This window comes from Streptomyces sp. NPDC048185, assembly GCF_043202495.1.
GTDB lineage: Bacteria > Actinomycetota > Actinomycetes > Streptomycetales > Streptomycetaceae > Streptomyces.
Map to the genome: position 1 here is coordinate 409,154 of NZ_JBIDAN010000005.1, position 22,828 is coordinate 431,981.

A 22,828-nucleotide genomic window follows, 5' to 3' on the forward strand; every position below is an offset into this window, starting at 1 on the left:
CCGGGCCCTCGTCAGGCGGTGCGGAAGTGCTGCCGCAGCCGGGAGGCGACGGCGACGGCGGCGGCGGTGGGGCCGCGGCGCCGGTGGCGGGCGAGGAGGACGGAGACGTCGGGGAGGGCGGGGCCCGGCACGGAGGCGAGCGTGCCGTCGCGGAGCGAAGGGGCCGCGTTCGCCAGGGGCAGGACGGTCAGACCCAGTCCGGCCGCCACGCACGAACGGGCGGCCTCGATGCTGCCGAACCGGGTCAGTCGGGGCCGTGCTCCGCTGACGGCCCGGAGACGGCCGGCGAGCCGGTCGCTGTAGGAGCAGCCCTGCTCGTGCAGGAAGAAGTCCGCCTCGGCGAGCTCCTGCCAGGTCACCGGGGTCGCGCGGCAGGCGAGGGGATGGTGGGGTGCGGCCAGCAGTACCAGAGGCTGGCCGGTGAGACGCTCGGCGACGACGTCCGGGTGGTCGACCTCGTCCTCCAGCAGGAGCGCGCAGTCGAGCGCTCCCGCCCGCAGCCCCTCCACCGCGCCCGCCGTGCCACAGGCCTGCAGGTGCACCGCGACCCGCGGGTGCGAGTGACGCAGTGAGGTGATCACCTGGGGGAGGTGGGCCGAACACAGGGTCTCGCCCGCGCCCACCGTCACGGTGCCCGTGACCGGACCCTCGCCGTCGGCCGCGCTGAGCAGGCGGGACTCGGCGTCCAGGACGTCCTCGGCCAACGGGACCAGGCGGCGCCCCGCCTCCGTGAGCAGCGCGCCACGGGGCATGCGGTCGAAGAGCCGTGCGCCGAGCGTCTTCTCGAGCGACTTGATCTGCACGGTGACCGTGGACTGGGAGAGCCGCAGCTCGGTGGCGGCGCCGGTGAAACTGCCCGTCCGGGCGAGCGTGGCGAAGGTGTGCAGCAGCCGGGTGTCCATCACCGCACCCTACGCCGCGCCATCGGGTTTTTCGATGGAATCGATCAGAAACCATCGTTGGACTTCATGGACGCCGAGCGGAATCATGAAGGCCATGACCACTTCTTCGCCTGTCGTCGACGTGCTGCGCTACGCGGCCTTCACCTCCCGCCCCGACGGTGGCAACCCGGCCGGTGTCGTCCTCGACGCCGCGCTGCTCGGCCCGGACCGCATGGGCGCCATCGCCGCCGAGGTGGGCTACTCGGAGACGGCGTTCGTCACCTCCCGCGACGACGAGCGGCGCCGGTTCACGCTCCGTTACTTCAGCCCGCTCGCCGAGGTCGCCTTCTGCGGCCACGCCACGGTGGCGACCGCGGTGGCGCTCGCCGAACGCCTGGGCGCCGGCGACCTGGCGTTCGACACCCCTGCCGGAGAGATCCTGGTGACCACCGAGACGGATGCCGAGGGCGCGGTGCGGGCGACGCTCACCAGCGTGCCCACCCGGTCGCGGCCGGCGCGGACCGACGAGCTGGAGCCGGCCCTCTCGGCCCTCGGCTGGGACAGTGCCGACCTCGACCCCGAGCTGCCGCCGCACGTCGCCTTCGGCGGCAACGACCACCTGGTGCTCGCCGTCGGCTCCCGGGCCCGGCTGGCCGGCCTCGACTACGACTTCGACGCGCTCGCCGACCTCATGCGGAAGCACGGCTGGACGACGGTGCACCTGGTCTGGCGCGAGGACGAGCAGCGGTACCACGCCCGGGACCCGTTCCCGGTGGGCGGCGTGGTGGAGGACCCGGCCACCGGAGCGGCCGCGGCCGCGTTCGGCGGTTACCTGCGGACCCTCGGCGCACTGCCCGCGTCCGGTGTGATCACCGTCCGGCAGGGCGAGGACATGGGCCGTCCCAGCGAACTCACCGTGCGTGCGGACCCGCACGGCACGCGCAGTCACGTCACCGGTCACGCCGTACCGATCACCGGATGAGCGTCCGGCGGCTGCTCATGCCGTCCTGCGCACCGTGACGACCGGGCAGTGGGCGTGCGTCATCACGGTCTGACTCACCGAGCCCAGGAGCAGTCCGGCGACGCCTCCGCGGCCGCGGGCGCCGACGACCAGCAGTTGAGCCGCCCTGCTCGCGTCCAGGAGGACGTCACGCGCCGTGCCGCGCACCAGGTCGCCCCGGACGGTGACGTCCGGGCGGCCGGCTGCCCGGACGTCGACCACCTGGGCCAGCCTGCGCGCCGCGGCCTCGGAATCCGGGCCGGCCGCCCCGCCCGGCCGCCATGCGTGCACCGCCACGAGTTCGGCCCGGCGCTGCGCGGCTTCGGTGAACGCGACGTCCACGGCCCGGTCGCTGTCCGCGGAGCCGTCGACGCCCAGTACGACCGGCCCCATGTCGGCGGACGGGCGGTGCTCCGCGGCGACGGTCATCACCGGACAGTGGCTGAGGGCGGCCAGGGCGACCGGAGCGGATCCCAGCAGCAGGCCCACGGCACGCGCCGTGCCGCGGGAGCCGACGACGATCAGATCCGCGGCCCGTGACTCGGCTTCCAGCACGTACGTCACGTCACCCTCCACCACGGCCTGGGTCACCGCCACCCCGGGTGCCACGTCACAGGCGCGGGCCGCCGCTTCCCGGACCAGCGTTCCGGAGGCCGGGTCCGGCACGACGTACCTCGGCTTGACCGGGATTTCGGCATGCACCACACGCAGCTTCGCACCTCGCCGGACTGCCGCCGCGGCGGCCGCTTCCACGGCGGCGAGACTCGTCGCCGAGCCGTCCACCCCGACCACGACCAGCTTGCTCATGAGTGGCTGCTCCACTTCAGGCTCCGCATCCCCAGCCTCGCCCCATCGGTGGGCGGCTGCAATTCTTGAAGGGCCGGCGCACCGACGGATACCGTCGTCACGTTCTTCGGCCCAGGGGCCGGTGGCCCGGCCGCGCGCCGGCCCGGCCCGGGAATCTCCGCCGGGAACCGCCGGCGGGAGCGCGGCCGACGGACGGTGGAGAGTATTCCGTCACCATGGGGCATAGAGAAAGCGGAACAGCACGTACCGCGGGAAGGCCGCGCAGCAGGAGCGGGACCGATGCGGCGCGGTCACGAGGAGGCCCGGACATGGCAGGCGGGGAAGGCACGGGGACCGGCCACGAAGAGAGCCGGGAAGCTCCTCGTCCACAGCTTCTCGAGGCCCTGGAGATCATCGGGACCGGAGCGTACGTCGTCGACGAGCAGGGCCGTGTCGCGGCCGTCAACACCCGCGCCGAGGAGCTGCTCGGCCGCCGGGCAGCGGACATGGCCGGCCAGGACGCTCACGACCTGCTGCACCGGGGGCCTCACGGGGAGCAGCTGCCGGCCACGCGCTGTGCCATGCGGCTGGCCTTCCACGCCGGACGCCCCGCACAGGGCGAACTCGACTACTTCGCCCGCGCCGACGGCTCCGTCCTGCCCGTCTCCTGGCTCATCGCCCCCTGTGCCGTGGACGGCCACGACACCCACACGCTCGTCGTCTTCCATTCGCGTGAGCAGGCGCAGCCCGCCGGGACGCACCCGGTGCTGTCCGCCGAGCCCATGAGCGAACTCGAACGCCTGGCCCTCCTGGCCGAGACCACCACCCAGGTGACCTCCACCCTGAACGTCGACGAGACGCTGCGCCGACTGGTGGCGCTGGTCCTGCCCCGGCTCGCGGACTGGGCCGTCATCGACCTGATCACCGAGCACGAGGAGGTGTGGCGAACCTCCGTGGTCCACGTCGACGGGGACAGCCTGGTGCACCGTGAGGACCTGGAAGGCCCGATGCCGCCCGTGCCCGAGGAATCACCGATGCCCCTGTCCCGCGCCCTGCGCGGCGTCGCCTCCGCGCTGGCCGGACCCGAGACCTATCAGCGCGCCCCGGACTCCGGCATCGCCGTCGAACAGCGTCGGCTGTTCGACGCCACCGGCATCCGCTCGGCCGCCATCGTGCCCCTCCGGGGGACTCGAGAGGTCCTGGGAGCCCTCACCCTGGGCCGGGCCGACAAGCCGGGGGAGTTCTCCACCTTCGACCTGCCGCTGATCGAGGACATCGCACGCCGCGCCAGCCTGGCGCTCGACAACGCCCGCCTCTACCAGCGCCAGCGTGCGGTGGCCGAGACCATGCAGAACCACCTGCTGCCCCAGATGCCGCGCGTGCCCGGACTGCAGATGGCCGTCCGCTACCTGCCCGCCCCCGACGCCTCCCAGGTCGGCGGGGACTGGTACGACGCCTTCTCCCTGTCCGACGGCGCGACGGCGCTGGCCGTCGGGGACGTCGTCGGCCACGATCTGGAGGCCGCCGCCGGGATGGCCCAGCTGCGCAACATGCTGCGCGCCTACGCCTGGTCGCAGCAGCAGCCCGCCAGCCGCATCGTGGAGCGCCTCGACGAGGCGATCATGCCCATCACCGACGTCTCGATGGCCACGCTCGTCTTCGCCCGCGTCATCAGGACGGAGGAGGGGGCCTGGAGGCTGTCCTGGACCAACGCGGGGCACCCTCCGCCGCTGCTCGTCACCCGCGACGGGCTGGCCGACTACCTCACCGACGGGCACAGCCTCCTGCTCGGCACCGGCCTCAACGCGTCCCGCCCCGACGCGACGGTGCTGCTGCCACCGGGCTGCACCCTCCTGCTGTACACCGACGGGCTCATCGAGGCACCGGGCCGGACTCTCGACGAGGGCATGGACCGGCTGCGCCAGCACGCCGCGTCGCTCGCCCACAGGCCCCTGCCCTCCTTCGCCGACCAACTGCTGCGCCGCGTCCGACCGCCGGGCCTGGACGACGTCGCCCTCCTGGCGCTGCGCACACCGAGGCGGGCGGACGTCTGATCCCTCGGTCACACACGGTCCCCGCCGGGCATCCGCGACGCCCTTCCGGGAACCCGCTCCGCGTCCTGCCCCGACGTGCGGAAGAGAACATGACGAACACATCGGAGAACCGAAGCCACCACCGCTTCTGCAAGGCCTGCGGCACCCCCGCCGGAGACGGGAACCTGTGCGAGCACTGCGGTGCCGTCCTGGAACTCCCGGACGACGCGGGGCTGACGGAGGACCAGGGCGCGGCCGTCCGCCGGGATTTCGAGGGTCGCGACGAGTAGGGGGGCGCTCCGGTGGCGGGGCCCCTGTCCCCGCCACCGGACGTGTCGCGCACGTTGAAGAAGACTTTGCCCGTGGCCGGTTCCGCGCGGCGAAGGCCGTGCCTGACCGCGACAGAAGGTATCGCGTTCGCAAAGGATGGCCGAAATTGAGAGGCGAGGTGCCTCCTCCTCGTCGTGCTCACGTTGACCCCGCTCGCTCTCATGACGCACGCTCGGAATGTAGATGGCAACTACAACTGGTTCGCCGGGCGGTGCGCTCGCAGTAGCAAAACAACTGGTCGCAGCGGGGCGTCGGGAGAGCCGGAAGCAGGAGGTAGCGTATGTGCGGCATCACCGGCTGGGTCTCCTTCGACCGTGATCTCGGCACCGAGACGGCGGCGTTGGACGCGATGACCGAGACGATGGCCTGCCGCGGACCGGACGACCGTGGCGTCTGGGCGCGGGGGCCCGTCGCGCTCGGCCACCGCAGGCTCGCCATCATCGACCTTCCCGGCGGACGGCAGCCGATGACCGTCGACACTCCGCACGGCACGGTCGCGCTCGTCTACTCGGGCGAGACCTACAACTTCACCGAACTCCGCCGTGAACTCGCGGACCGTGGACACCGTTTCACCACCGATTCCGACACCGAGGTGGTCCTGCGCGGTTACCTCGAGTGGGGTGACGCTCTCCCCGAGCGTCTCAACGGCATGTACGCCTTCGCCCTCTGGGACGGTCGTGCCGACAAGCTCGTCATGGTCCGCGACCGCATGGGCATCAAGCCGTTCTACTGCTACCCGACCACGGACGGCGTGCTGTTCGGCTCCGAGCCCAAGGCGATCCTCGCCAACCCGCTGGCCCGCCGCCGGGTCGGCCTCGACGGGCTCCGCGAGCTGTTCACCATGATCAAGACGCCTGGTCACGCCGTATGGGACGGCATGCGGGAGGTCGAGCCCGGGACCGTCGTCACGGTCGACCGCTCGGGAGTGCACCACCGCCGCTACTGGGACCTGGAGACCCGGCCGCACACCGACGACCGGGACGCCACGATCGCGCACGTCCGCTCGCTGCTCGACGACATCGTGCGCCGGCAGCTCGTCGCCGACGTGCCCCGCTGCACCCTGCTCTCCGGCGGACTGGACTCCTCCGCGATGACCGCCCTCGCCGCCCGGCAGCTGGGCGAACACGGCGAGAAGGTGCGCAGCTTCGCCGTCGACTTCGTGGGCCAGGCGGAGAACTTCATCGCCGACGAACTCCGGGGCACCCCCGACACTCCTTTCGTGCACGACGTCGCCGGGGCCGCAGGCACCGACCACCAGGACATCGTGCTCGACGCCCAGTCCCTCGCCGACCCCGAGATCCGTGCCAAGGTCATCCGGGCCCGGGACCTGCCGGCCGGCCTCGGTGACATGGACGCTTCCCTCTACCTGCTCTTCCGGGCCATCCGCGAACACTCCACCGTGGCTCTGTCCGGCGAGTCCGCCGACGAGGTCTTCGGCGGCTACCTGCAGTTCTTCGACGAGGAGGCACGCGGCGCCGACTCCTTCCCCTGGCTGGTGTCGTTGGGACGCCACATGGGGGAGGACACGGACGTGCTGCGCCCGGAACTGACGCAGCACCTGAACCTGTCCGCGTACGTGGCCGACGGCTACCGGGACGCCGTGGCCGGCATCCGGCGGCTGGACGGCGAGAGCGACTTCGAGTACCGGATGCGGCGGATCTGCCACCTGCACCTGACCCGCTTCGTGCGCATCCTGCTGGACCGCAAGGACCGCGCCAGCATGGCCGTGGGCCTGGAGGTCCGCGTTCCCTTCTGCGACCACCGGCTCGTCGAGTACGTCTACAACACCCCCTGGGCGCTGAAGTCCTTCGACGGCCGGGAGAAGAGCCTGCTGCGCGAGGCGACCGCGGACGTGCTGCCGCGGTCCGTGTACGACCGGGTCAAGAGCCCCTACCCGTCCACGCAGGACCCCAAGTACGCCGCGGCCCTCCAGGACCAGGCCAAGGACCTGCTCACCCGCACCGGCCACCCGGTCTTCGACCTCGTCGACCCCGACCGCCTGCGGCGGGCCGCCGAACGGGAGGCGCCGATGAGCGGCCAGGCGGACCGGCGCGGCCTGGAGCGGGCCCTCGACCTCGCTCTCTGGCTGGACCTCTACAAGCCGGAGATCGACCTGAGCTGACCGGCGCCGCTCCCTCGCGGCCGCCCGGCCCGTCGTCGCGACGTCCCGTGCCGCACCCGCCCCGTCCGCGCCCTCCGCGAGGACGGGGCTTCGCTTGTCGGGGCTCGCCGGCGCGTTCCGGGCTTGCACGAGATTACATAATTACGTAATCTCGTCGGCATGGATCTCGAAGAGCGCGTCGCCGAGCTCGAACGACGCGTGACGGAGCTGGAGAGCACGGGGCCTGCCGCGCCCCCCGTCGGAGAGGGCGACTTCTGGGCCCTCGACGCGCTGAAAGCACGGCACCCGGTGACACACGAGGCGGACGGCGCGGTGCTGTTCACCGGGGCGGTGCGGGTGCCGACGGGGCACCGCTACGAGTGGCAGTACGGCCTGCTCACGGAGACGCTGTTCGGGAACGAGTGGACGGACGCCGCCGAGTCGTTCGCCGCGCTCGGCAACCCCGTACGGCTGCGGCTGCTGCGGGAGATCCTGGGCGGCCTGCGCACCGCGGCCGAGCTGGCCGCGCTCGAGGACGTCGGTACGACCGGCCAGATCTACCACCACCTGCGCCAGTTGACCGGCGCGGGCTGGCTGCACACCCCGGAGCGCGGCCGGTACGACGTTCCCGCGGGGCGGGTGGTCCCGCTCCTCGTGGTGCTCACGGCCGCGCGTCCCGTCACCTGACCATCGCCTGCACAAGGGGGAGAACATGTCTGTGGATCGACACAAGATCGCTGCGAGGGTCCAGCGCGGGCTGTGGGCGATCTTCTTCGCCCAGATCGTCGTCAGACCGTTCATGGATCTGCCGTACGGCTACTGGGTGAGCTGGCTGCCCGCGCTCGGCGCGATCGCCGTCGGAGCGGTGGTCTCCCGCTCCGCCGGGCGGAGGATCGAGACGCGCCCTCCGGCGCCGGTCGAGGTCGCGCCCCCGGTCACCGGACGCTGGTCCGCCCTCAACAGCCCCGCCGACAAGGTGCCCAGCCACGGCACGCACCACCTCGCACAGACCTACGCCATCGACATCGTGGCCGAGCCGGAGGAGGGGGCCCGTCCCGCCCCCGTCTGGTTCTGGCCCGTCGCCCACCGCAACCGGGCCTACCCCGCCTTCGGGGCGTCGCTGCACGCGGTGGCCGATGGCACCGTCGTCCACGCCGAGGACGGACAGCGCGACCACCTCAGCCGCAGCTCGCTCATCGGAGTTCTGTACTTCTGGCTGATCGAGGGTGCCTGCCGGACGCTCGGCGGGTCCCGCCGCATCGTGGGCAACCACGTGGTCCTCGACCTCGGCGACGGGACGTACGCCCTGTACGCGCACGTCCAGCGCGGCTCGCTCGAGGTCCGGGCGGGCGACAGGGTGGTCACCGGTCAGGTGCTCGGCCGCTGCGGGAACTCCGGCAACTCCACCCAGCCGCACGTGCACTTCCAGCTGATGGACGGGCCGGACGTGGACACGGCGCACGGTGTGCCGTTCAGCTGGCGCGGGGTCGGAGTGCCCTCCGGCGGCCAGGCGTTCGAAGTCGGCGAAGTTACGGCGGTGCCGCACCGTTCCGCGGTGCCCGGCCCCGGCCCGCGACCGTCACCGGAGCCGTCCCGTCGCCCGTGAGGCTCACGGACTGTGCAGCAGGAGCAGGGCGATGTCGTCGGTGTAGGTGTGCCGGGGAATGGCGTACTGCACCAGGTCGTCGGCCAGTTCACCGACCGGCCGGTCGCCGGCCCCGGTGAGATGGTGGGCGAGGGCGGCGATCGACTCCGTGATGTCGCGGTCGGGCGTCTCCACGAGGCCGTCGGTGTACAGGGCGAGAACCGACCCGGCCGGCAGCGGCGCGGTCGTGACCGGGTACTCGGCCGCCGCACCGATGCCGAGCAGGGGACCGGGCTCCACGTCGAGTTCGGCGGTCGACGCCGCCGGCGCCGCGGTGCGCAGGAGCGGAGGGAGGTGTCCCGCGCTGGCGAGGTGCAGGCGCCGCCCGGCGAGGTCGATGTGGACGTACAGGCAGGACACGAAGAGATCGGTCTCGAGGTCCGCCAGCACGCGATCGGTGCGGGACAGCACCTCGCCGGGGCGAGCGCCGGCGGTGGCGTGGACGGCGGTGCGGACCTGCCCCATCAGGGCGGCGGCGTTGATGTTGTGCCCCTGCACGTCCCCGATGACCGCGGCGGCCGTGGTGTCGCTGAGCCGGATCAGGTCGTAGAAGTCGCCGCCGACGTCCATGCCGTGGGCACTCGGCAGATAGCGGGCGGCGACCGCGAGACCGGGGATGCGTGGCAGCGTCGTCGGCAGGAGGGCCTGCTGCAGGCCGTGGGCCAGATCGTGTTTGGCGTCGTAGAGCAGGGCGCGGTCCATGGCCTGGGCGATCAGCCCGCCCAGGGAGACGAGCACCGCGCGGTCGCCGGCGCTGAAGGAGCGCGGGTGGTCGTACGACAGGACGCAGCAGCCCACCCGGCGGTCGGACACCACCAGCGGGAGGAAGGCCCAGGCCTGCTTGTCGCTGAGTACGGAGGCCTTCGGGTACTCGCGGGCCATCTCCTCGGGGTCGGTGAAGAAGACCGGGGAACCGTTGCGCAGGACATGACCGGCGGGGGTGAGGTCGGTGTCGAGCGGCAGTCCGTCGAGGCGGGCGACGACGCGAGGGTCGTAGCCCCGGTGCCCCGTGATCCTGAGGCGTCCGGAGTCGGCCGTGGACAGGACCATGCCCTGGGCACCGAAGGCCGGCAGGATCTGGTCGGCCACCACATTGATCACATCGGCGGCGGTGACGGTCTGGCTCAGCGCGGCCGACAGGTGGATCAGCTGGTGGATCCGCCCCGTCCCGGCGTCCTTCGGCGTCGCGAGACGGGCGGTGACCCGGGGCGGCGGAGCGTCGGCCGGATGCTGGTCGTGGTTGGGGGAGAGGAGGACGCTGATGCCGCTCTCGTCGGGGTAGAGCCGGAAGTCGAGCCACCGGTCGGGGGGCCTGAGCGCGGTGAAGGCGACCGGCTCACGGCTGAAGACCGCCGCGCGGTAGTGCTCCTCGTGGACCGGCGCGTCGAGCCAGGGCACCGCCTGCCACGGCGTGTTGCCCAGCAGCCGGTCGGTGCTGCGGCCGAGCAGGCGGGCGGCGGCGTCGTTGAGGTAGGTGATGCGTCCTTCCAGGTCGAGGCCCAGGACGCCGAGGGGCAGGCGCTGGACGATGTCCACGGCGGCGAGGCCGGCCTGGTCCGGAGGCAGGTCGGGCCGGCGCAGGGGCACGGCACGCGGCCGGTCGGGGATGGTCCACGAGCCGGGCACCTGGTCCAGGACCTGGGTGAGGCGCCGGGCGCTGAACTGGATGTGTCCGCGTTCGCGCAGGGTCAGGGAGGGCGGGTGGCTCTTCGACCACACCAGCGACAGGACCCCGTAGCGGCGGACGCCGTGCAGGGGAGCGAAAGCCACGGCGAACTGGTAGGGCAGGCCGGCCGCGGCGTTCGGGTACAGCCGGGCCATGTCCTCCTGGCGGCCCACCCAGACCAGGCGGTCCTCGCGCAACGCCTCCGGCAGGGGCCCCGCGGCAGAGACCGCCACCCGCGCCCACGGCGCCACGGTCGTCACCGGCATGCCGCAGACCGCGGTGAGAACGAGCACCGGTTCCCGCGACGCCAGCAAGTACACGCCACCGGCCAGCGCCCCCGTCCGACGCACGGTGGCACTGAGCGCCTCGTCCAGGGACGCGACGTCACCGCCACCGACGGGGCCATGCGTACTCATATGTCGACACTATTCCGTCAATCGCCGACAAGCGAAGGCGCGCGTCGGCTCCCCGGCCCGGCCAGGCGCCGCACGGCGCTCCGCGAACCTGGTAACAACTGTTACCCTGCTGGGTATGGCCAAGACACAACTGGGAGCCCGCGTGGACGAGGACATCGCCGACCTCGCGAAGAAGCGCGCCGCCGACCTGGGACTGAGCGTCGGCGACTACCTCGCCCGCCTGGTGCAGGACGACGCGAGCGGCCTGCGTGCGCGCTCGGTGGACGCCGCCGCCCGCTTCCTGTCCGAGCACCAGGCGGTCTTCGACGAGGCCGAAGACGCCATGGGGAAGACCGCCCGGGGAGCGCACGCGGCCTGATGGACCTGAACATCGACGTCCCGTGGATCCTCCAGGTCGCCGAAGCCGCCGGAGCGGACGATCCGGCCCCCGACGACTACGGCGTCCCGCTCGCGGCGGTCGCCCGCCACCGTGCCGAGCTGTTCGAGCAGCCCGTCTACGACGGCCCCTACGCCAAGGCCGCCGCCCTGGTGCACACGCTGGGCCGCTGCCGCTGGCTGGAGCGGTCCAACCTGGCGGTCGCCGCCGCCACCGGTGTCATGTACCTCGAGGCCGCCGGGATCACCGTCAAGCCGGCCCGGGAGGACGCCCTCGCCCTCAGGGATCTGCTCCTGGACCCCGCCTGCACCGCCGGGAAGATCGCCGCCGCGCTGCGCGGCTGGCCCACCGCCACCTGACCCGCGTGCGCTGTTCCCGCGCGACTGCGCGGACCCGGGGCCCGGAGCCGGACGGTGCGCGCCCCCTCGACCTGCCTTAATCCGCTTGTCGTGACCCGACCGGCACGCACCACCACGCGAGGATCGCGGCGGTCAGGTAGGCGCCCGCTCCGATGGCCATGGCGGTGCGCAGCCCGGTGCCGTAGTCGGTGGCTGTGGCGAGCAGGCTGCCGCCGAGCGCCACGCCGGCGGCGCTGCCGATCTGGCGGGTGGTGTTGAACAGCGCGGAGGCGGCCCCTGAGTAGGCAGGGGGAGCGGCGCTCATCACAGTGGTGGTCGACCCGGTGAGGGCGAAGGACGTACCGAACCCGGCGGCGGCCAGCGGTGGCACAAGGAGCACGTAGGCGGGGTCCGTCCCGGCCGCGGCCCAGCCGGCCAGTCCCAGCGCCGCCAGGAGCATGCCGGAGACCACCAGCGGACGGTCTCCGGTGCGGCGGGTCAGTCGCCCGGACAGGGCGGAGGCGAAGATGGTCATCGCCACGGCCGGCAGCAGCGCCAGGCCGGTGACGAGGGCACTGAATCCGCGCTGGTGCTGGAAGCTCAGGCTGGCGGTGAACACCATGCCGTAGAAGCCGAAGTTGAACAGCAGGCCGATGACGGCGCCGCCGCTCATCGCACGAGAGCGCAGCAGGCCCAGCGGAACGACGGGGAAGCGGGCCAGCCGCTCGCGCACCGCGAACGCCACGGCGGCCAGCAGGGCCAAGCCCAGCCCGGACAGGACGGCGGGGTCGGACCACCCTCGCCGCCCGGCCTCGTTGAGCGCTCCGATCAGCAGCGCCACCGCGGCCACGACCGCGCACTGCGCGGGCCGGTCCAGGGCCCGGTCGGCACGCCGCGGCGAGGGTGCGACATGCCGCAACGTCAGCACCAGGCAGGCCGCGCCCACCGGCAGGTTGACGAGGAACACCCAGCGCCAGCCCACCGTGGACACGAGCAGCCCGCCCAGCAGTGGCCCGGCGGAGGCCGCGGTGCCCGCCATCGACCCCCAAAGGCCGAAAGCCCACGAGCGCGCGGCCCGCGCGGGATAGGCCTGCTGGAGCAGGGCCAGGGAGCCGGGCACGATCAGCGCCGCCCTCAGCCCTTCCACCAGCCGCGCCGCAACAAGGAAAGGGGTGTCGGGCGCGAGCGCGCACGCCGCCGAGGACAGGGTGAACACGGCCACGCCCGAGCAGAAGACCCGCCGGTTCCCCAGCCGGTCGCCCAGCGCACCGCCGGTCAGCAGGAACCCGGCGAAGACCAGGGTGTACCCATCGGTGATCCACTGGATCCCGGTGAGCGAGGCCGACAGTTCCCGGCCGATCACCGGCACGGCGACGTTGATGACCGTCACGTCCAGGATCACCATGAAGTACCCGGCGCACACCGCCAGCAGCGGTGCCCAGGACCGGCCCCCGGACTCGGGAGGGGGTACCGGCTCATGGTCGCCGGCCGACTCGCCCGCCGACTCGGCGAAAGCCACCACCCCGACTCCGTCCCGTCCGCGAAGGCCTCATACCCGCACAGACATTAGCGGCAAAAGGGATCAGATGGGCTGAACCGGGTGTCTCGCCTCGCCTCCGGGCCTGGAGGCGTGCCCGGAGGCCCGTCCGCACGGTGCCTCGCCGACATGCGTCACGCTGCGTCCGGTCTCGCCGGCCGGCCCGTGCCATTCGCGTACGCCAAGGCGCGACTGCCGGCCGGACGCGGCACGGGGGTTCCGTGACGGGGTCGGCGCGACCCCCCTCCACGGAATCTTCATCACCGGTCGGCGCGCACGGACCGCGCGCCACCGTCGACGTCAGGCGCCGCACGGATGCGAGCGGCACCGCGGAGCCGAAGTGCCGTCTCGTCCCGAGCCGTTGACAAAGTCGATACACGGTAGAAACCTGTCACCTCAGCGCTGCAAAAGATTGACGAAATCACTCAACTTTTGGATTTGCGTGGGCCTGGCTTCACCTCGGCGTCTTCTGGGCCCGCTGACCACTCCACCGCCCACCAGGCGCACCGTTCCCTCACGCCCCGCCGCTCGCCGCCGCACGGCACTGCCGCGCCCGGCGGGCGGCGGGCAGCGCACGGGGACCGGTGCCCGGGCACTCAGGGAAAGGGAACGAGAGAGCCTCATGAGAGGAAGACATCTGGGCCGGCGGGTCTCCGTCGGCCTTGTGACGGCGGGTCTGCTCACCGCGGGCGCGCTCCCCCTGACGGCCCACGCGGCCGCCGCGGAGGGACCGAACCTGGCACTGGGCCGACCGGTGACGACGGGCGGGTCCCACGGCGGATACCCGGCGAGCAACGTCACCGACGGCAGCCAGGCCTCGTACTGGGAGGGCCCCGCGGGCTCGTTTCCCCAGTGGGTGCAGATCGACCTCGGGACCCGGGCCGAGATCGACGACGTGGTGCTGAAACTCCCCGCCTCCTGGGAGTCCCGCACCGAGACCGTCAGCGTCCAGGGCAGCACCGACGGGCAGGACTTCGCCACCCTCTCCGCGGGCGCCGCGAGGACCTTCTCCCCGAACAGCGCGGGCACCGTGACCGTCGGCGTCGAAGGGGAGGCGCGCTACGTCCGGGTCCAGGTCACCGGCAACACGGGCTGGAACGCGGCCCAGCTGTCCGAGGTGGAGGTCCACGGCGACACCGGGGGCGAAGACCCCGGGACCCCGCCGGCCGGCACCAACCTCGCCCTGCGCAAACCGATGGAGGCCTCGTCGACGACCCAGAACTACGTCGCCGCCAACGCCAACGATGGCAGCACCTCCACGTACTGGGAGGCGAGCGGCCAGACGTCGACACTGACCACCCGCCTCGGTGCGGACGCCGACCTGAGCGGCGTCGTCGTCAAGCTCAACCCCGACCCGGTCTGGGGCCCCCGCACGCAGAGCATCCAGGTGCTGGGCCGCCCGGCCGGTGCCTCCGGCTTCACCACCCTGAAGAACCGCGCCGACTACACCTTCGGCCCGGCGCAGAACAAGAACACGGTGACCATCCCCGTCTCCGGCCGGTACGCGGACGTGCGCCTGGAGTTCTCCGGCAACACCGGCGCCGGCGGGGGACAGGTCGCGGAGTTCGAGGTCATCGGTGCGGCCGCACCGGCACCCGACCTGACCGTCACCGCACTCACCTGGTCACCCGCCTCGCCGTCCGAGTCGGACGCGGTCACCGTCGAGGCCACGGTCCGCAACGGCGGCAGCGCACCGTCGCCCGCCACCACGGTGGACGTCAGCCTCGAAGGCACCGTCGCCGGCAGCGCCGCCGTCGGCGCTCTCTCCCCAGGAGCGTCGGTGAAGGTGCCGGTGCAGGTCGGCAAGCGGCCCACGGGCAGCTACACCGTCTCCGCCGTCGTCGACCCCTCCGACGCCGTCGCCGAGCTCGACAACAGCAACAACAGCCGCAACGCCGGCTCGAACCTGGTCGTCGGCCGGGCTCCCGGACCGGACCTCGAGGTCACCGGCATCACCACCAACCCGTCCAGCCCGGCCGTCGGGGCCAAGGTGGGCTTCACCGTCGCCGTGCACAACCGGGGCACGAGCACCGTGCCCGCCGGATCGGTCACCCGACTCACCGTCGCCGGCACCACCCTGAACGGCACCACCGGCGCCATCGCGGCCGGCGACACCGCGAGCGTGGCCATCAGCGGCGACTGGACCGCGACCAGCGGCGGGGCGACACTCACCGCCACCGCGGACGCCACCTCCGTCGTCCAGGAGACCAACGAGGACAACAACACCTTCGCCCGCTCCCTCGTCGTCGGACGCGGCGCCGCCGTGCCCTACGTCGAGCACGAGGCGGAGGACGGCCGTTACGACGGCACGCTCCTGAAGACTGACGCCAAGCGGACCTTCGGGCACACCAACTTCGCCACCGAGTCCTCCGGTCGCCAGTCGGTCCGGCTCGACTCGGCCGGGCAGTACGTGGAGTTCACCTCCACCGCGCCGTCCAACTCGGTCGTCGTGCGCAACTCGATCCCGGACGCGGCCGGCGGCGGCGGGCAGGAGGCGACGATCAGCCTCTACGCGGACGGGAAGTTCGTCCGCAAGATCGGCCTGTCGTCCAAGCACAGCTGGCTCTACGGCACGACCGATGACCCGGAGGGCCTGACCAACCGGCCCGGCGGTGACGCTCGGCGCCTGTTCGACGAGTCCCATGCACTGCTCACCGAGACCTACCCGGCGGGCACCCGGTTCCGCCTCCAGCGCGACGCCGGCGACAACGCCGCCTTCTACGTCATCGACCTCGTCGACCTGGAGCAGGTCGCCCCCGCGGCCGCCAAGCCCGCGGAGTGCGTCTCCATCACCGAGTACGGGGCCGTGCCCAACGACGGCCTCGACGACGCGGACGCCATCCAGCGCGCCGTCACGGCGGACCAGAAGGGCGAGATCCCCTGCGTCTGGATCCCGGCCGGCCAGTGGCGCCAGGAGAAGAAGATCCTCACCGACGACCCGCAGAACCGCGGGCAGTACAACCAGGTCGGCATCCGGGACGTCACCGTACGCGGCGCCGGCATGTGGCACTCCCAGCTGTACTCGCTGATCCAGCCGCAGGACGCGGGCGGCATCAACCACCCGCACGAGGGCAACTTCGGCTTCGACATCGACGACAACACCAAGATCTCCGACATCGCCATCTTCGGCTCCGGCACCATCCGCGGCGGCGACGGCGGAGCCGAGGGCGGCGTCGCGCTCAACGGGCGCTTCGGCAAGAACACCAAGATCTCCAACGTGTGGATCGAGCACTCCAACGTCGGCGCCTGGGTCGGCCGCGACTACTCCAACATCCCCGAGCTGTGGGGCCCCGCCGACGGCCTGGAGTTCACCGGCGTGCGCATCCGCAACACCTACGCCGACGGCGTCAACTTCTCCAACGGCACCCGCAACTCCACCGTCTACAACTCCTCCTTCCGCAACACCGGCGACGATGCGCTCGCCGTGTGGGCCAACAAGTACGTGAAGGACACCTCCGTCGACGTCGGCCACGACAACCACTTCCGCAACAACACCGTCCAGCTGCCCTGGCGGGCCAACGGCGTCGCGATCTACGGCGGTCACGGCAACTCCGTCGAGAACAACCTGATCTCCGACACCATGAACTACCCGGGGATCATGCTCGCCACCGACCACGACCCGCTGCCCTTCTCCGGCCAGACCCTGCTCGCCAACAACGGCCTGTACCGCACGGGCGGGGCGTTCTGGGGCGAGGCCCAGGAGTTCGGCGCCATCACCCTGTTCGCCCAGGGCCAGGACATCCCGGGCGTCACCATCCGCGACACCGACATCCACGACTCCACCTACGACGGCATCCAGTTCAAGACCGGCGGCGGCGCGATGCCCGACGTCCAGATCAGGAACGTCACCATCGACAAGTCCACCAACGGGTCCGGAATCCTCGCGATGGGCGGGGCGCGCGGCAGCGCCACCCTGAGCAACGTGACGATCACCGGCTCGGCCCAGGGCGACGTGGTGAAGGAACCCGGCTCGCAGTTCACGTTCAACGGCTCGGCAGGCGGATCGGCCGCCTCGCGCGGCTGACCACGGCACCACCGCGGTGGGGGGGGGGGGGGGGGGCGCCGGGCCCCCCCCCCCCCCCCCCCCCCCCCCCCCCCCCCCCCCCCCCCCCCCCCCCCGGCCCCCGCCGCCCCCCCGCCCCCCCCCTGTGCCCCGCCGCCCGCGGCGGGGCCGAGATCGGGGACGCATGACAACCCGCAGACGACCATCACGGAGCCTGTGCGCCGTGGTGACCACCAGCCTCCTGCTCCTGGGCGGCCCCCTGGTGACCGCCGCCTCGGCGGCCGGCGGCCCCAACGTCGCCGCCGGCGACCCCACCGCCGCGAGCAGCTCGCACGGCGAGTACGGAGCCGCGAACATCACCGACGGCAACCAGGGCACCTACTGGCAGAGCGCCGGCAGCGACCTGCCCCAATGGGTGCAGACGGACCTCGGCACCACCACCCGTGTCGACGAGGTCGTCCTCAAGCTGCCCGCCTCCTGGGAACGCCGGAGCCAGACCCTGGCGGTCCAGGGCAGCGCCGACGGCACCAGCTTCACCACCCTGAAGGCGTCCGCCGCCTACTCCTTCGAACCCGGCTCGGGCAACACCGTCACGGTGAACTTCCCCGCCGCCCAGACCCGGTTCGTGCGAGTGGCCATCACCGCCAACACCGGCTGGCAGGCGGCCCAGCTGTCCGAACTGGAGGTGCACGCGGCGGGCGAGTCCTCCGTCAACCTGGCCCGCGGCCGCACCTTCACCGCCAGCAGCCAGACCGAGGTCTACAGCCCCGCCAACGCCGGCGACGGCAGCAAGGCCACCTACTGGGAGAGCCGCAACAACGACCTCCCGCAGTGGCTCCAGACCGACCTCGGCTCCGCCGTACGCGTCGACCGCGTCGTCCTGCGCCTCCCCGACGGCTGGGGCACACGCACCCAGACGCTCAAGATCCAGGGCAGCGGCAACGGATCGGACTTCAGCGACCTGACCGCGAGCCGGACGTACACGTTCGCGCCCTCGGACGGCAATTCGACGACCATCTCCTTCGACGCCACCACCACCCGCTACGTCCGCGTCCTGGTCACCGCCAACAGCGTCCAGCCCGGTGCACAGGTGTCCGAGCTGGAGGTCTACGGACCCGCCATCGGCGACACCCAGGCGCCCTCCGCCCCGGCCCACCTGGCACTCACCGAACCCGGCACCGGCCAGATCCGCCTGACCTGGGACGCGGCCACGGACGACACCGGCGTCACCGCCTACGACGTCTACGCCGACGGCGACCTGCTGACCTCGGTCGGCGGCGACGTCACCACCTACACCGACACCCGGCCCGCGGGCACCCGCGTCAGCTACTTCGTGCGGGCCAGGGACGCGGCCGGCAACCAGTCCCCGAACAGCAACACCGTGACCCGCGCGGCCGGCGACGGCGACACCGAGGCCCCCACCGCCCCGGCGAACCTGTCCCTCACCGAGCCCGAGGCGGGCCGGATCCGCCTCACGTGGGGCGCCTCCGCCGACAACAAGGCCGTGACCGGCTACGACATCTACGCGAACGACATCAAACGCGCCTCCGTCGCCGGTGACGTGACCACCTGGACGGACACCCAGCCGGCCTCCGCGACCGTCACCTACACCGTGCGGGCCGAGGACGCGGCGGGCAACCAGTCACCGCCCAGCAACCAGGTGACCCGCAACGGCAGCGGAGCCGGCTCCGACCTCGCGGTGGGCAAGCCCATCGAGGCGTCCTCCGTGATCCACACGTACGTCGCGGCCAACGCCAACGACAACAACACGAAGACGTACTGGGAGGGCGGTGCGGGCAGCTACCCGAACACCCTCACCGTCAAGCTCGGCGCCAACGCGGACGTCGACCGGCTGGTGCTGCGCCTCGATCCCGACTGGGGCAGCCGCACCCAGACCATCGAGGTCCAGGGACGGGAACAGAGCGCGGACGGCTTCACCTCGCTGGTCGCCGCCAAGGAGTACGCGTTCACCCCGGCCGGTCGGAACACCGTCACCGTCCCCGTGGGCAAGCGCACCGCCGACGTGCGGCTGCGCTTCACCGCCAACAGCGGGGCGACGGCCGGGCAGGTAGCCGAGTTCCAGGTCATCGGCGTCGCCGCGCCCAACCCCGACCTGGAGGTGACGAAGCTGACCACGTCACCGGCGGCGCCCGTCGAGTCGGACGACATCACCGTCTCCGCGACCGTCCGCAACAGCGGAGCGGCCGACGCGCCGGCCAGCAAGGTCGCCGTGCGGCTCGGCGGCTCCACCGTGGCCACCGCCCAGGTCGGAGCGCTGGGAGCGGGGGAGCAGACCACGGTCACCGCGCCGCTCGGCAACCGCGAGGCCGGTACCTACCCGCTGAGCGCGGTGGCCGACGACGGTGACACGGTGATCGAGCAGAACGAGACCAACAACACCTACACCAGCCCGGACGCCCTGGTCGTCAGGCCGGTCGCCAGCTCCGACCTGGTGGCCGCGTCCGTGAGCACGTCCCCGTCGTCCCCGGCCGCCGGTGATGACGTCACCTTCCGCGTCGCCCTCAAGAACCAGGGCACGGTGGCCTCCGCGGGCGGCGACCACCGGATCACCCTCACCCTGACCGACAGCAGGGGCGCGACCGTCAAGACCCTGACGGGCATCCACACCGGCGTCATCGCCCCCGGCGCCACCACCGGCGCCGTCACCCTCGGCTCGTGGAAGGCGGTGAACGGGTCGTACAGCGCCAAGGTCGTGGTGGACCCGGACGCCCAGGAGGTACCGGCCAAGCGCGACAACAACACGTCCACCAAACCCCTGTTCGTCGGGCGCGGCGCCAACATGCCGTACGACATGTACGAGGCCGAGGACGGCTCGCTCGGCGGCGGCGCGAAGGTCGTCGGGCCCAACCGGACCGTCGGCGACCTCGCCGGCGAGGCCTCGGGCCGCAAGGCGGTCACCCTGACCGGCACCGGTCAGTACGTCGAGTTCACGACCCGGGCAAGCACCAACACGCTGGTCACCCGCTTCTCGATCCCGGACGCGCCGGGCGGCGGCGGCATCGACTCGACCATCAGTGTCTACGTCGACGGCGTCAAGAAGAAGACGCTGCCCCTGACGTCGCGCTACGCCTGGCTCTACGGAGCCGAGGCCGCGCCCGGCGACTCACCCGGCTCCGGGGCTCCGCGTCACATCTACGACGAGGCGCACCTCATGCTCGACCAGACCGTGCCCGCTGGGTCGAGGATCCGGCTGCAGAAGGACGCCTCGGACACCTCCACGTACGCCTTCGACTTCGTGAACCTGGAGCAGGTGGCACCGGTCGCCAACCCGGACCCGGCCGCCTACGCCGTGCCCGCCGGATTCACCCACCAGGATGTGCAGAACGCCCTGGACCGGGTCAGGATGGACACCTCGGGCAAGCTGACCGGCGTGTACCTGCCGCCCGGTGAGTACCAGACGTCGAGCAAGTTCCAGGTGTACGGCAAGGCGGTCAAGGTCGTCGGTGCCGGGCCCTGGTACACCCGGTTCCACGCGCCCGCGGGGCAGTCGAACACCGACATCGGCTTCCGTGCGGAGGCCACCGCGAAGGGCTCGACGTTCGCGAACTTCGCCTACTTCGGCAACTACACCTCGCGCATCGACGGGCCCGGCAAGGTCTTCGACTTCCAGAACGTCTCGGACATCGTCATCGACAACATCTGGAACGAACACATGGTGTGCCTGTACTGGGGCGCCAACACCGACCGTGTGACGATCAGGAACTCCCGCATCCGCAACCTGTTCGCCGACGGCATCAACATGACCAACGGGTCGACGGACAACCTGGTCTCCAACAACGACGCCCGGGCCACCGGCGACGACAGCTTCGCCCTGTTCTCGGCCATCGACGCCGGTGGCGCGGACATGAAGAACAACCTCTACGAGAACCTGACGACCACGCTGACCTGGCGTGCCGCGGGTGTCGCCGTGTACGGCGGCTACAGCAACACCTTCCGCAACATCCGCATCGCGGACACCCTGGTGTACTCCGGCATCACCATCTCGTCGCTCGACTTCGGCTACCCGATGAACGGCTTCGGGACCGAGCCCACGACCTTCGAGAACATCTCGATCGAACGGGCCGGCGGGCACTTCTGGGGTGCGCAGACCTTCCCCGGCATCTGGGTCTTCTCCGCCTCGAAGGTCTTCCAGGGCATCCGCGTCAACCACGTGGACATCGTCGACCCCACCTACAGCGGCATCATGTTCCAGACCAACTACGCGGGAGGACAACCGCAGTACCCCGTCGCGGACACCGTGTTCACGGACGTCACCGTCACGGGGGCGCACAGGAGCGGTGACGCCTACGACGCCAGGTCCGGCTTCGGAGTGTGGGCCAACGAGATGCCGGAACAGGGACAGGGCCCGGCGGTCGGCGAGGTCACCTTCAACGGGCTGAAGCTGGAGGACAACGCCGTGGACGTCCGCAACACGACCTCCACTTTCAAGATCAACATCAATCCGTGACCGATTAGGTCCGTCGCGAATCGGCGAAGCGTAGCGCAAACCCTTGCGAGGGTTTGCGCTACGCTTGCGTGTATGACGCGACGACTTGCTCAGGTGGCGAAGAAGGTTGGGGTCAGCGAGGCCACGGTCAGCCGGGTCCTCAACGGCAAGCCGGGGGTGTCGGAGGCGACACGGCAGTCGGTGCTGACGGCGCTGGACGTCCTGGGATACGAACGTCCGACGCAACTGCGCGGGGAACGGGCCCGCCTGGTGGGCCTGGTGCTGCCCGAGCTGCAGAACCCGATCTTCCCGGCGTTCGCCGAGGTGATCGGGAGCGCGCTGGCGCAGCAAGGGCTGACGCCGGTGCTGTGCACGCAGACGAAGGGGGGCGTCTCGGAGGCCGACTACGTCGAGCTGCTGCTCCAGCAGCAGGTCTCCGGCGTGATCTTCGCGGGCGGGCTGTTCGCGCAGGCGGACGCGCCGCACGAGCACTACCGGCTGCTGGCCCAGCGCCGCATCCCCGTGGTCCTGATGAACGCCGCGATAGAGGGGCTCGACTTCCCGAGCGTCGCGTGCGACGACGCGGTGGCGACCGAGCAGTCCTGGCGCCACCTCGTCTCGCTCGGCCACGAGCGCATCGGGCTGGTGCTCGGGCCCTCCGACCACATTCCCTCCCGCCGCAGGCTCCGGGCGGCCGCACGTGCCGCCGGCGGCTGCCTGGCCGACGAGTTCGTGCAGCGGTCGATGTTCTCCCTGGAGGGCGGTCAGGCGGCGGCCTCGCGGCTGCTGGACGAGGGGGTGACGGGCATCGTGTGCGCCAGCGACCCGCTGGCCCTCGGGGCGGTCAGGGCGGCCCGCAGGCGGGGCCTGAGCGTGCCCGAGGACGTGTCCGTGGTGGGGTACGACGACTCCGCCTTCATGACGTGCACCGAGCCGCCGCTGACCACGGTGCGCCAGCCGATCGAGGCGATGGGGCGGGCCGCGGTCGAACTGCTGGCCTCCCAGATCCAGGGCAGCGACGTGCCCCACAGCGAGCTGCTGTTCGAACCGGAACTCGTCGTGCGTGCGTCGACGGCGCAGGCGGCCGGCATCCGGGCCGCGGCGGCACCGGCCGTCGCGGACCTGGTGACCGGCGCCTGACGCAATTCGTCCGGTTGGGCGCCGATCCTGTCCCGGGCTCCCGAGCAGTTGTCAAACAATTACGAAATCAGCGCGAGATCTTGCGTTCACTTGTACGTGGTGGTTGAGTGAGCGGCGCCCCACAACGCA

15 protein-coding genes are annotated in these 22,828 nt (G+C 71.9%); 11 read left to right on the forward strand and 4 right to left on the reverse strand.

Going from position 1 to position 22,828, the window contains the following annotated elements:
- Window positions 1-11 precede the first annotated feature (11 nt).
- Window positions 12-902: a LysR family transcriptional regulator gene (locus ACGF3H_RS17990; RefSeq protein ID WP_362493383.1), complete on the reverse strand. Its 891-nt coding sequence runs from the start codon at window positions 900-902 to the stop codon at window positions 12-14.
- A gap of 85 nt (window positions 903-987) precedes the next feature.
- Here ACGF3H_RS17990 and ACGF3H_RS17995 point away from each other — a divergent pair, with 85 nt between their 5' ends.
- The gene (locus ACGF3H_RS17995) at window positions 988-1,863 is read left to right on the forward strand and encodes a PhzF family phenazine biosynthesis isomerase (RefSeq protein ID WP_362493381.1); all 876 of its coding nucleotides are present in this window, start codon (window positions 988-990) and stop codon (window positions 1,861-1,863) included.
- 15 nt (window positions 1,864-1,878) lie between these two features.
- Here ACGF3H_RS17995 and ACGF3H_RS18000 read toward each other — a convergent pair whose 3' ends face one another.
- A complete protein-coding gene (locus ACGF3H_RS18000) occupies window positions 1,879-2,688 on the reverse strand; it encodes a universal stress protein (RefSeq protein ID WP_362493378.1) in 810 nt (269 codons plus the stop codon).
- Window positions 2,689-2,996: 308 nt separating this feature from the next.
- On the opposite strand from ACGF3H_RS18000, the gene ACGF3H_RS18005 reads away from it, so the two are divergent.
- The 5 genes from ACGF3H_RS18005 to ACGF3H_RS18025 all read left to right on the forward strand — a co-directional run bounded on the left by ACGF3H_RS18005 (window position 2,997) and on the right by ACGF3H_RS18025 (window position 8,737).
- A complete protein-coding gene (locus ACGF3H_RS18005; RefSeq protein ID WP_362493375.1) occupies window positions 2,997-4,721 on the forward strand; it encodes a SpoIIE family protein phosphatase in 1,725 nt (574 codons plus the stop codon).
- Between the two features lie 89 nt (window positions 4,722-4,810).
- The gene (locus ACGF3H_RS18010; RefSeq protein WP_362493372.1) at window positions 4,811-4,990 is read left to right on the forward strand and encodes a hypothetical protein; all 180 of its coding nucleotides are present in this window, start codon (window positions 4,811-4,813) and stop codon (window positions 4,988-4,990) included.
- 320 nt (window positions 4,991-5,310) lie between these two features.
- The gene (asnB, locus tag ACGF3H_RS18015; RefSeq protein ID WP_362493370.1) at window positions 5,311-7,152 is read left to right on the forward strand and encodes an asparagine synthase (glutamine-hydrolyzing); all 1,842 of its coding nucleotides are present in this window, start codon (window positions 5,311-5,313) and stop codon (window positions 7,150-7,152) included.
- A 159-nt stretch (window positions 7,153-7,311) separates the two neighbouring features.
- A complete protein-coding gene (locus ACGF3H_RS18020) occupies window positions 7,312-7,818 on the forward strand; it encodes a helix-turn-helix domain-containing protein (RefSeq protein WP_362493368.1) in 507 nt (168 codons plus the stop codon).
- Window positions 7,819-7,843: 25 nt separating this feature from the next.
- On the forward strand, window positions 7,844-8,737 hold the full coding sequence (locus tag ACGF3H_RS18025) for a M23 family metallopeptidase (protein WP_362493366.1): 894 nt from the start codon (window positions 7,844-7,846) through the stop codon (window positions 8,735-8,737).
- A 3-nt stretch (window positions 8,738-8,740) separates the two neighbouring features.
- Here ACGF3H_RS18025 and ACGF3H_RS18030 read toward each other — a convergent pair whose 3' ends face one another.
- On the reverse strand, window positions 8,741-10,858 hold the full coding sequence (locus ACGF3H_RS18030; protein WP_362493364.1) for a SpoIIE family protein phosphatase: 2,118 nt from the start codon (window positions 10,856-10,858) through the stop codon (window positions 8,741-8,743).
- A gap of 115 nt (window positions 10,859-10,973) precedes the next feature.
- On the opposite strand from ACGF3H_RS18030, the gene ACGF3H_RS18035 reads away from it, so the two are divergent.
- Window positions 10,974-11,216 carry a hypothetical protein gene (locus ACGF3H_RS18035; protein ID WP_362493363.1) on the forward strand — a complete coding sequence of 81 codons (243 nt, stop codon included), beginning with the start codon at window positions 10,974-10,976 and terminating at the stop codon, window positions 11,214-11,216.
- Window positions 11,216-11,593 (forward strand): fic family toxin-antitoxin system, toxin component, encoded by a 378-nt coding sequence (locus ACGF3H_RS18040; RefSeq protein WP_362493361.1) that lies wholly within the window; start codon window positions 11,216-11,218, stop codon window positions 11,591-11,593. Before ACGF3H_RS18035 ends, ACGF3H_RS18040 begins: the two co-directional genes overlap by 1 nt.
- A gap of 76 nt (window positions 11,594-11,669) precedes the next feature.
- Here ACGF3H_RS18040 and ACGF3H_RS18045 read toward each other — a convergent pair whose 3' ends face one another.
- Window positions 11,670-13,091, reverse strand: coding sequence for an MFS transporter (locus ACGF3H_RS18045; RefSeq protein WP_393816503.1), 1,422 nt, complete (start codon window positions 13,089-13,091; stop codon window positions 11,670-11,672).
- Window positions 13,092-13,731: 640 nt separating this feature from the next.
- Here ACGF3H_RS18045 and ACGF3H_RS18050 point away from each other — a divergent pair.
- The 3 genes from ACGF3H_RS18050 to ACGF3H_RS18060 all read left to right on the forward strand — a co-directional run bounded on the left by ACGF3H_RS18050 (window position 13,732) and on the right by ACGF3H_RS18060 (window position 22,699).
- The gene (locus tag ACGF3H_RS18050) at window positions 13,732-17,133 is read left to right on the forward strand and encodes a CARDB domain-containing protein (RefSeq protein WP_362493358.1); all 3,402 of its coding nucleotides are present in this window, start codon (window positions 13,732-13,734) and stop codon (window positions 17,131-17,133) included.
- 163 nt (window positions 17,134-17,296) lie between these two features.
- Complete coding sequence (locus tag ACGF3H_RS18055) at window positions 17,297-21,580, forward strand: discoidin domain-containing protein (RefSeq protein ID WP_362500597.1); 4,284 nt, start codon at window positions 17,297-17,299, stop codon at window positions 21,578-21,580.
- 72 nt (window positions 21,581-21,652) lie between these two features.
- Window positions 21,653-22,699, forward strand: coding sequence for a LacI family DNA-binding transcriptional regulator (locus ACGF3H_RS18060; RefSeq protein ID WP_362500598.1), 1,047 nt, complete (start codon window positions 21,653-21,655; stop codon window positions 22,697-22,699).
- Window positions 22,700-22,828: the final 129 nt, after the last annotated feature.

Coding starts and splice junctions, on each gene's coding strand:
- ACGF3H_RS18025 (WP_362493366.1), top strand. CDS start 7,844: ATGTCTGTGGATCGACACAAGATCGCTGCGAGGGTCCAGCGCGGGCTG.
- ACGF3H_RS17990 (WP_362493383.1), bottom strand. CDS start 902: ATGGACACCCGGCTGCTGCACACCTTCGCCACGCTCGCCCGGACGGGC.
- ACGF3H_RS17995 (WP_362493381.1), top strand. CDS start 988: ATGAAGGCCATGACCACTTCTTCGCCTGTCGTCGACGTGCTGCGCTAC.
- ACGF3H_RS18050 (WP_362493358.1), top strand. CDS start 13,732: ATGAGAGGAAGACATCTGGGCCGGCGGGTCTCCGTCGGCCTTGTGACG.
- ACGF3H_RS18000 (WP_362493378.1), bottom strand. CDS start 2,688: ATGAGCAAGCTGGTCGTGGTCGGGGTGGACGGCTCGGCGACGAGTCTC.
- ACGF3H_RS18040 (WP_362493361.1), top strand. CDS start 11,216: ATGGACCTGAACATCGACGTCCCGTGGATCCTCCAGGTCGCCGAAGCC.
- ACGF3H_RS18005 (WP_362493375.1), top strand. CDS start 2,997: ATGGCAGGCGGGGAAGGCACGGGGACCGGCCACGAAGAGAGCCGGGAA.
- ACGF3H_RS18055 (WP_362500597.1), top strand. CDS start 17,297: ATGACAACCCGCAGACGACCATCACGGAGCCTGTGCGCCGTGGTGACC.
- ACGF3H_RS18060 (WP_362500598.1), top strand. CDS start 21,653: ATGACGCGACGACTTGCTCAGGTGGCGAAGAAGGTTGGGGTCAGCGAG.
- asnB (WP_362493370.1), top strand. CDS start 5,311: ATGTGCGGCATCACCGGCTGGGTCTCCTTCGACCGTGATCTCGGCACC.
- ACGF3H_RS18035 (WP_362493363.1), top strand. CDS start 10,974: ATGGCCAAGACACAACTGGGAGCCCGCGTGGACGAGGACATCGCCGAC.
- ACGF3H_RS18010 (WP_362493372.1), top strand. CDS start 4,811: ATGACGAACACATCGGAGAACCGAAGCCACCACCGCTTCTGCAAGGCC.
- ACGF3H_RS18020 (WP_362493368.1), top strand. CDS start 7,312: ATGGATCTCGAAGAGCGCGTCGCCGAGCTCGAACGACGCGTGACGGAG.
- ACGF3H_RS18030 (WP_362493364.1), bottom strand. CDS start 10,858: ATGAGTACGCATGGCCCCGTCGGTGGCGGTGACGTCGCGTCCCTGGAC.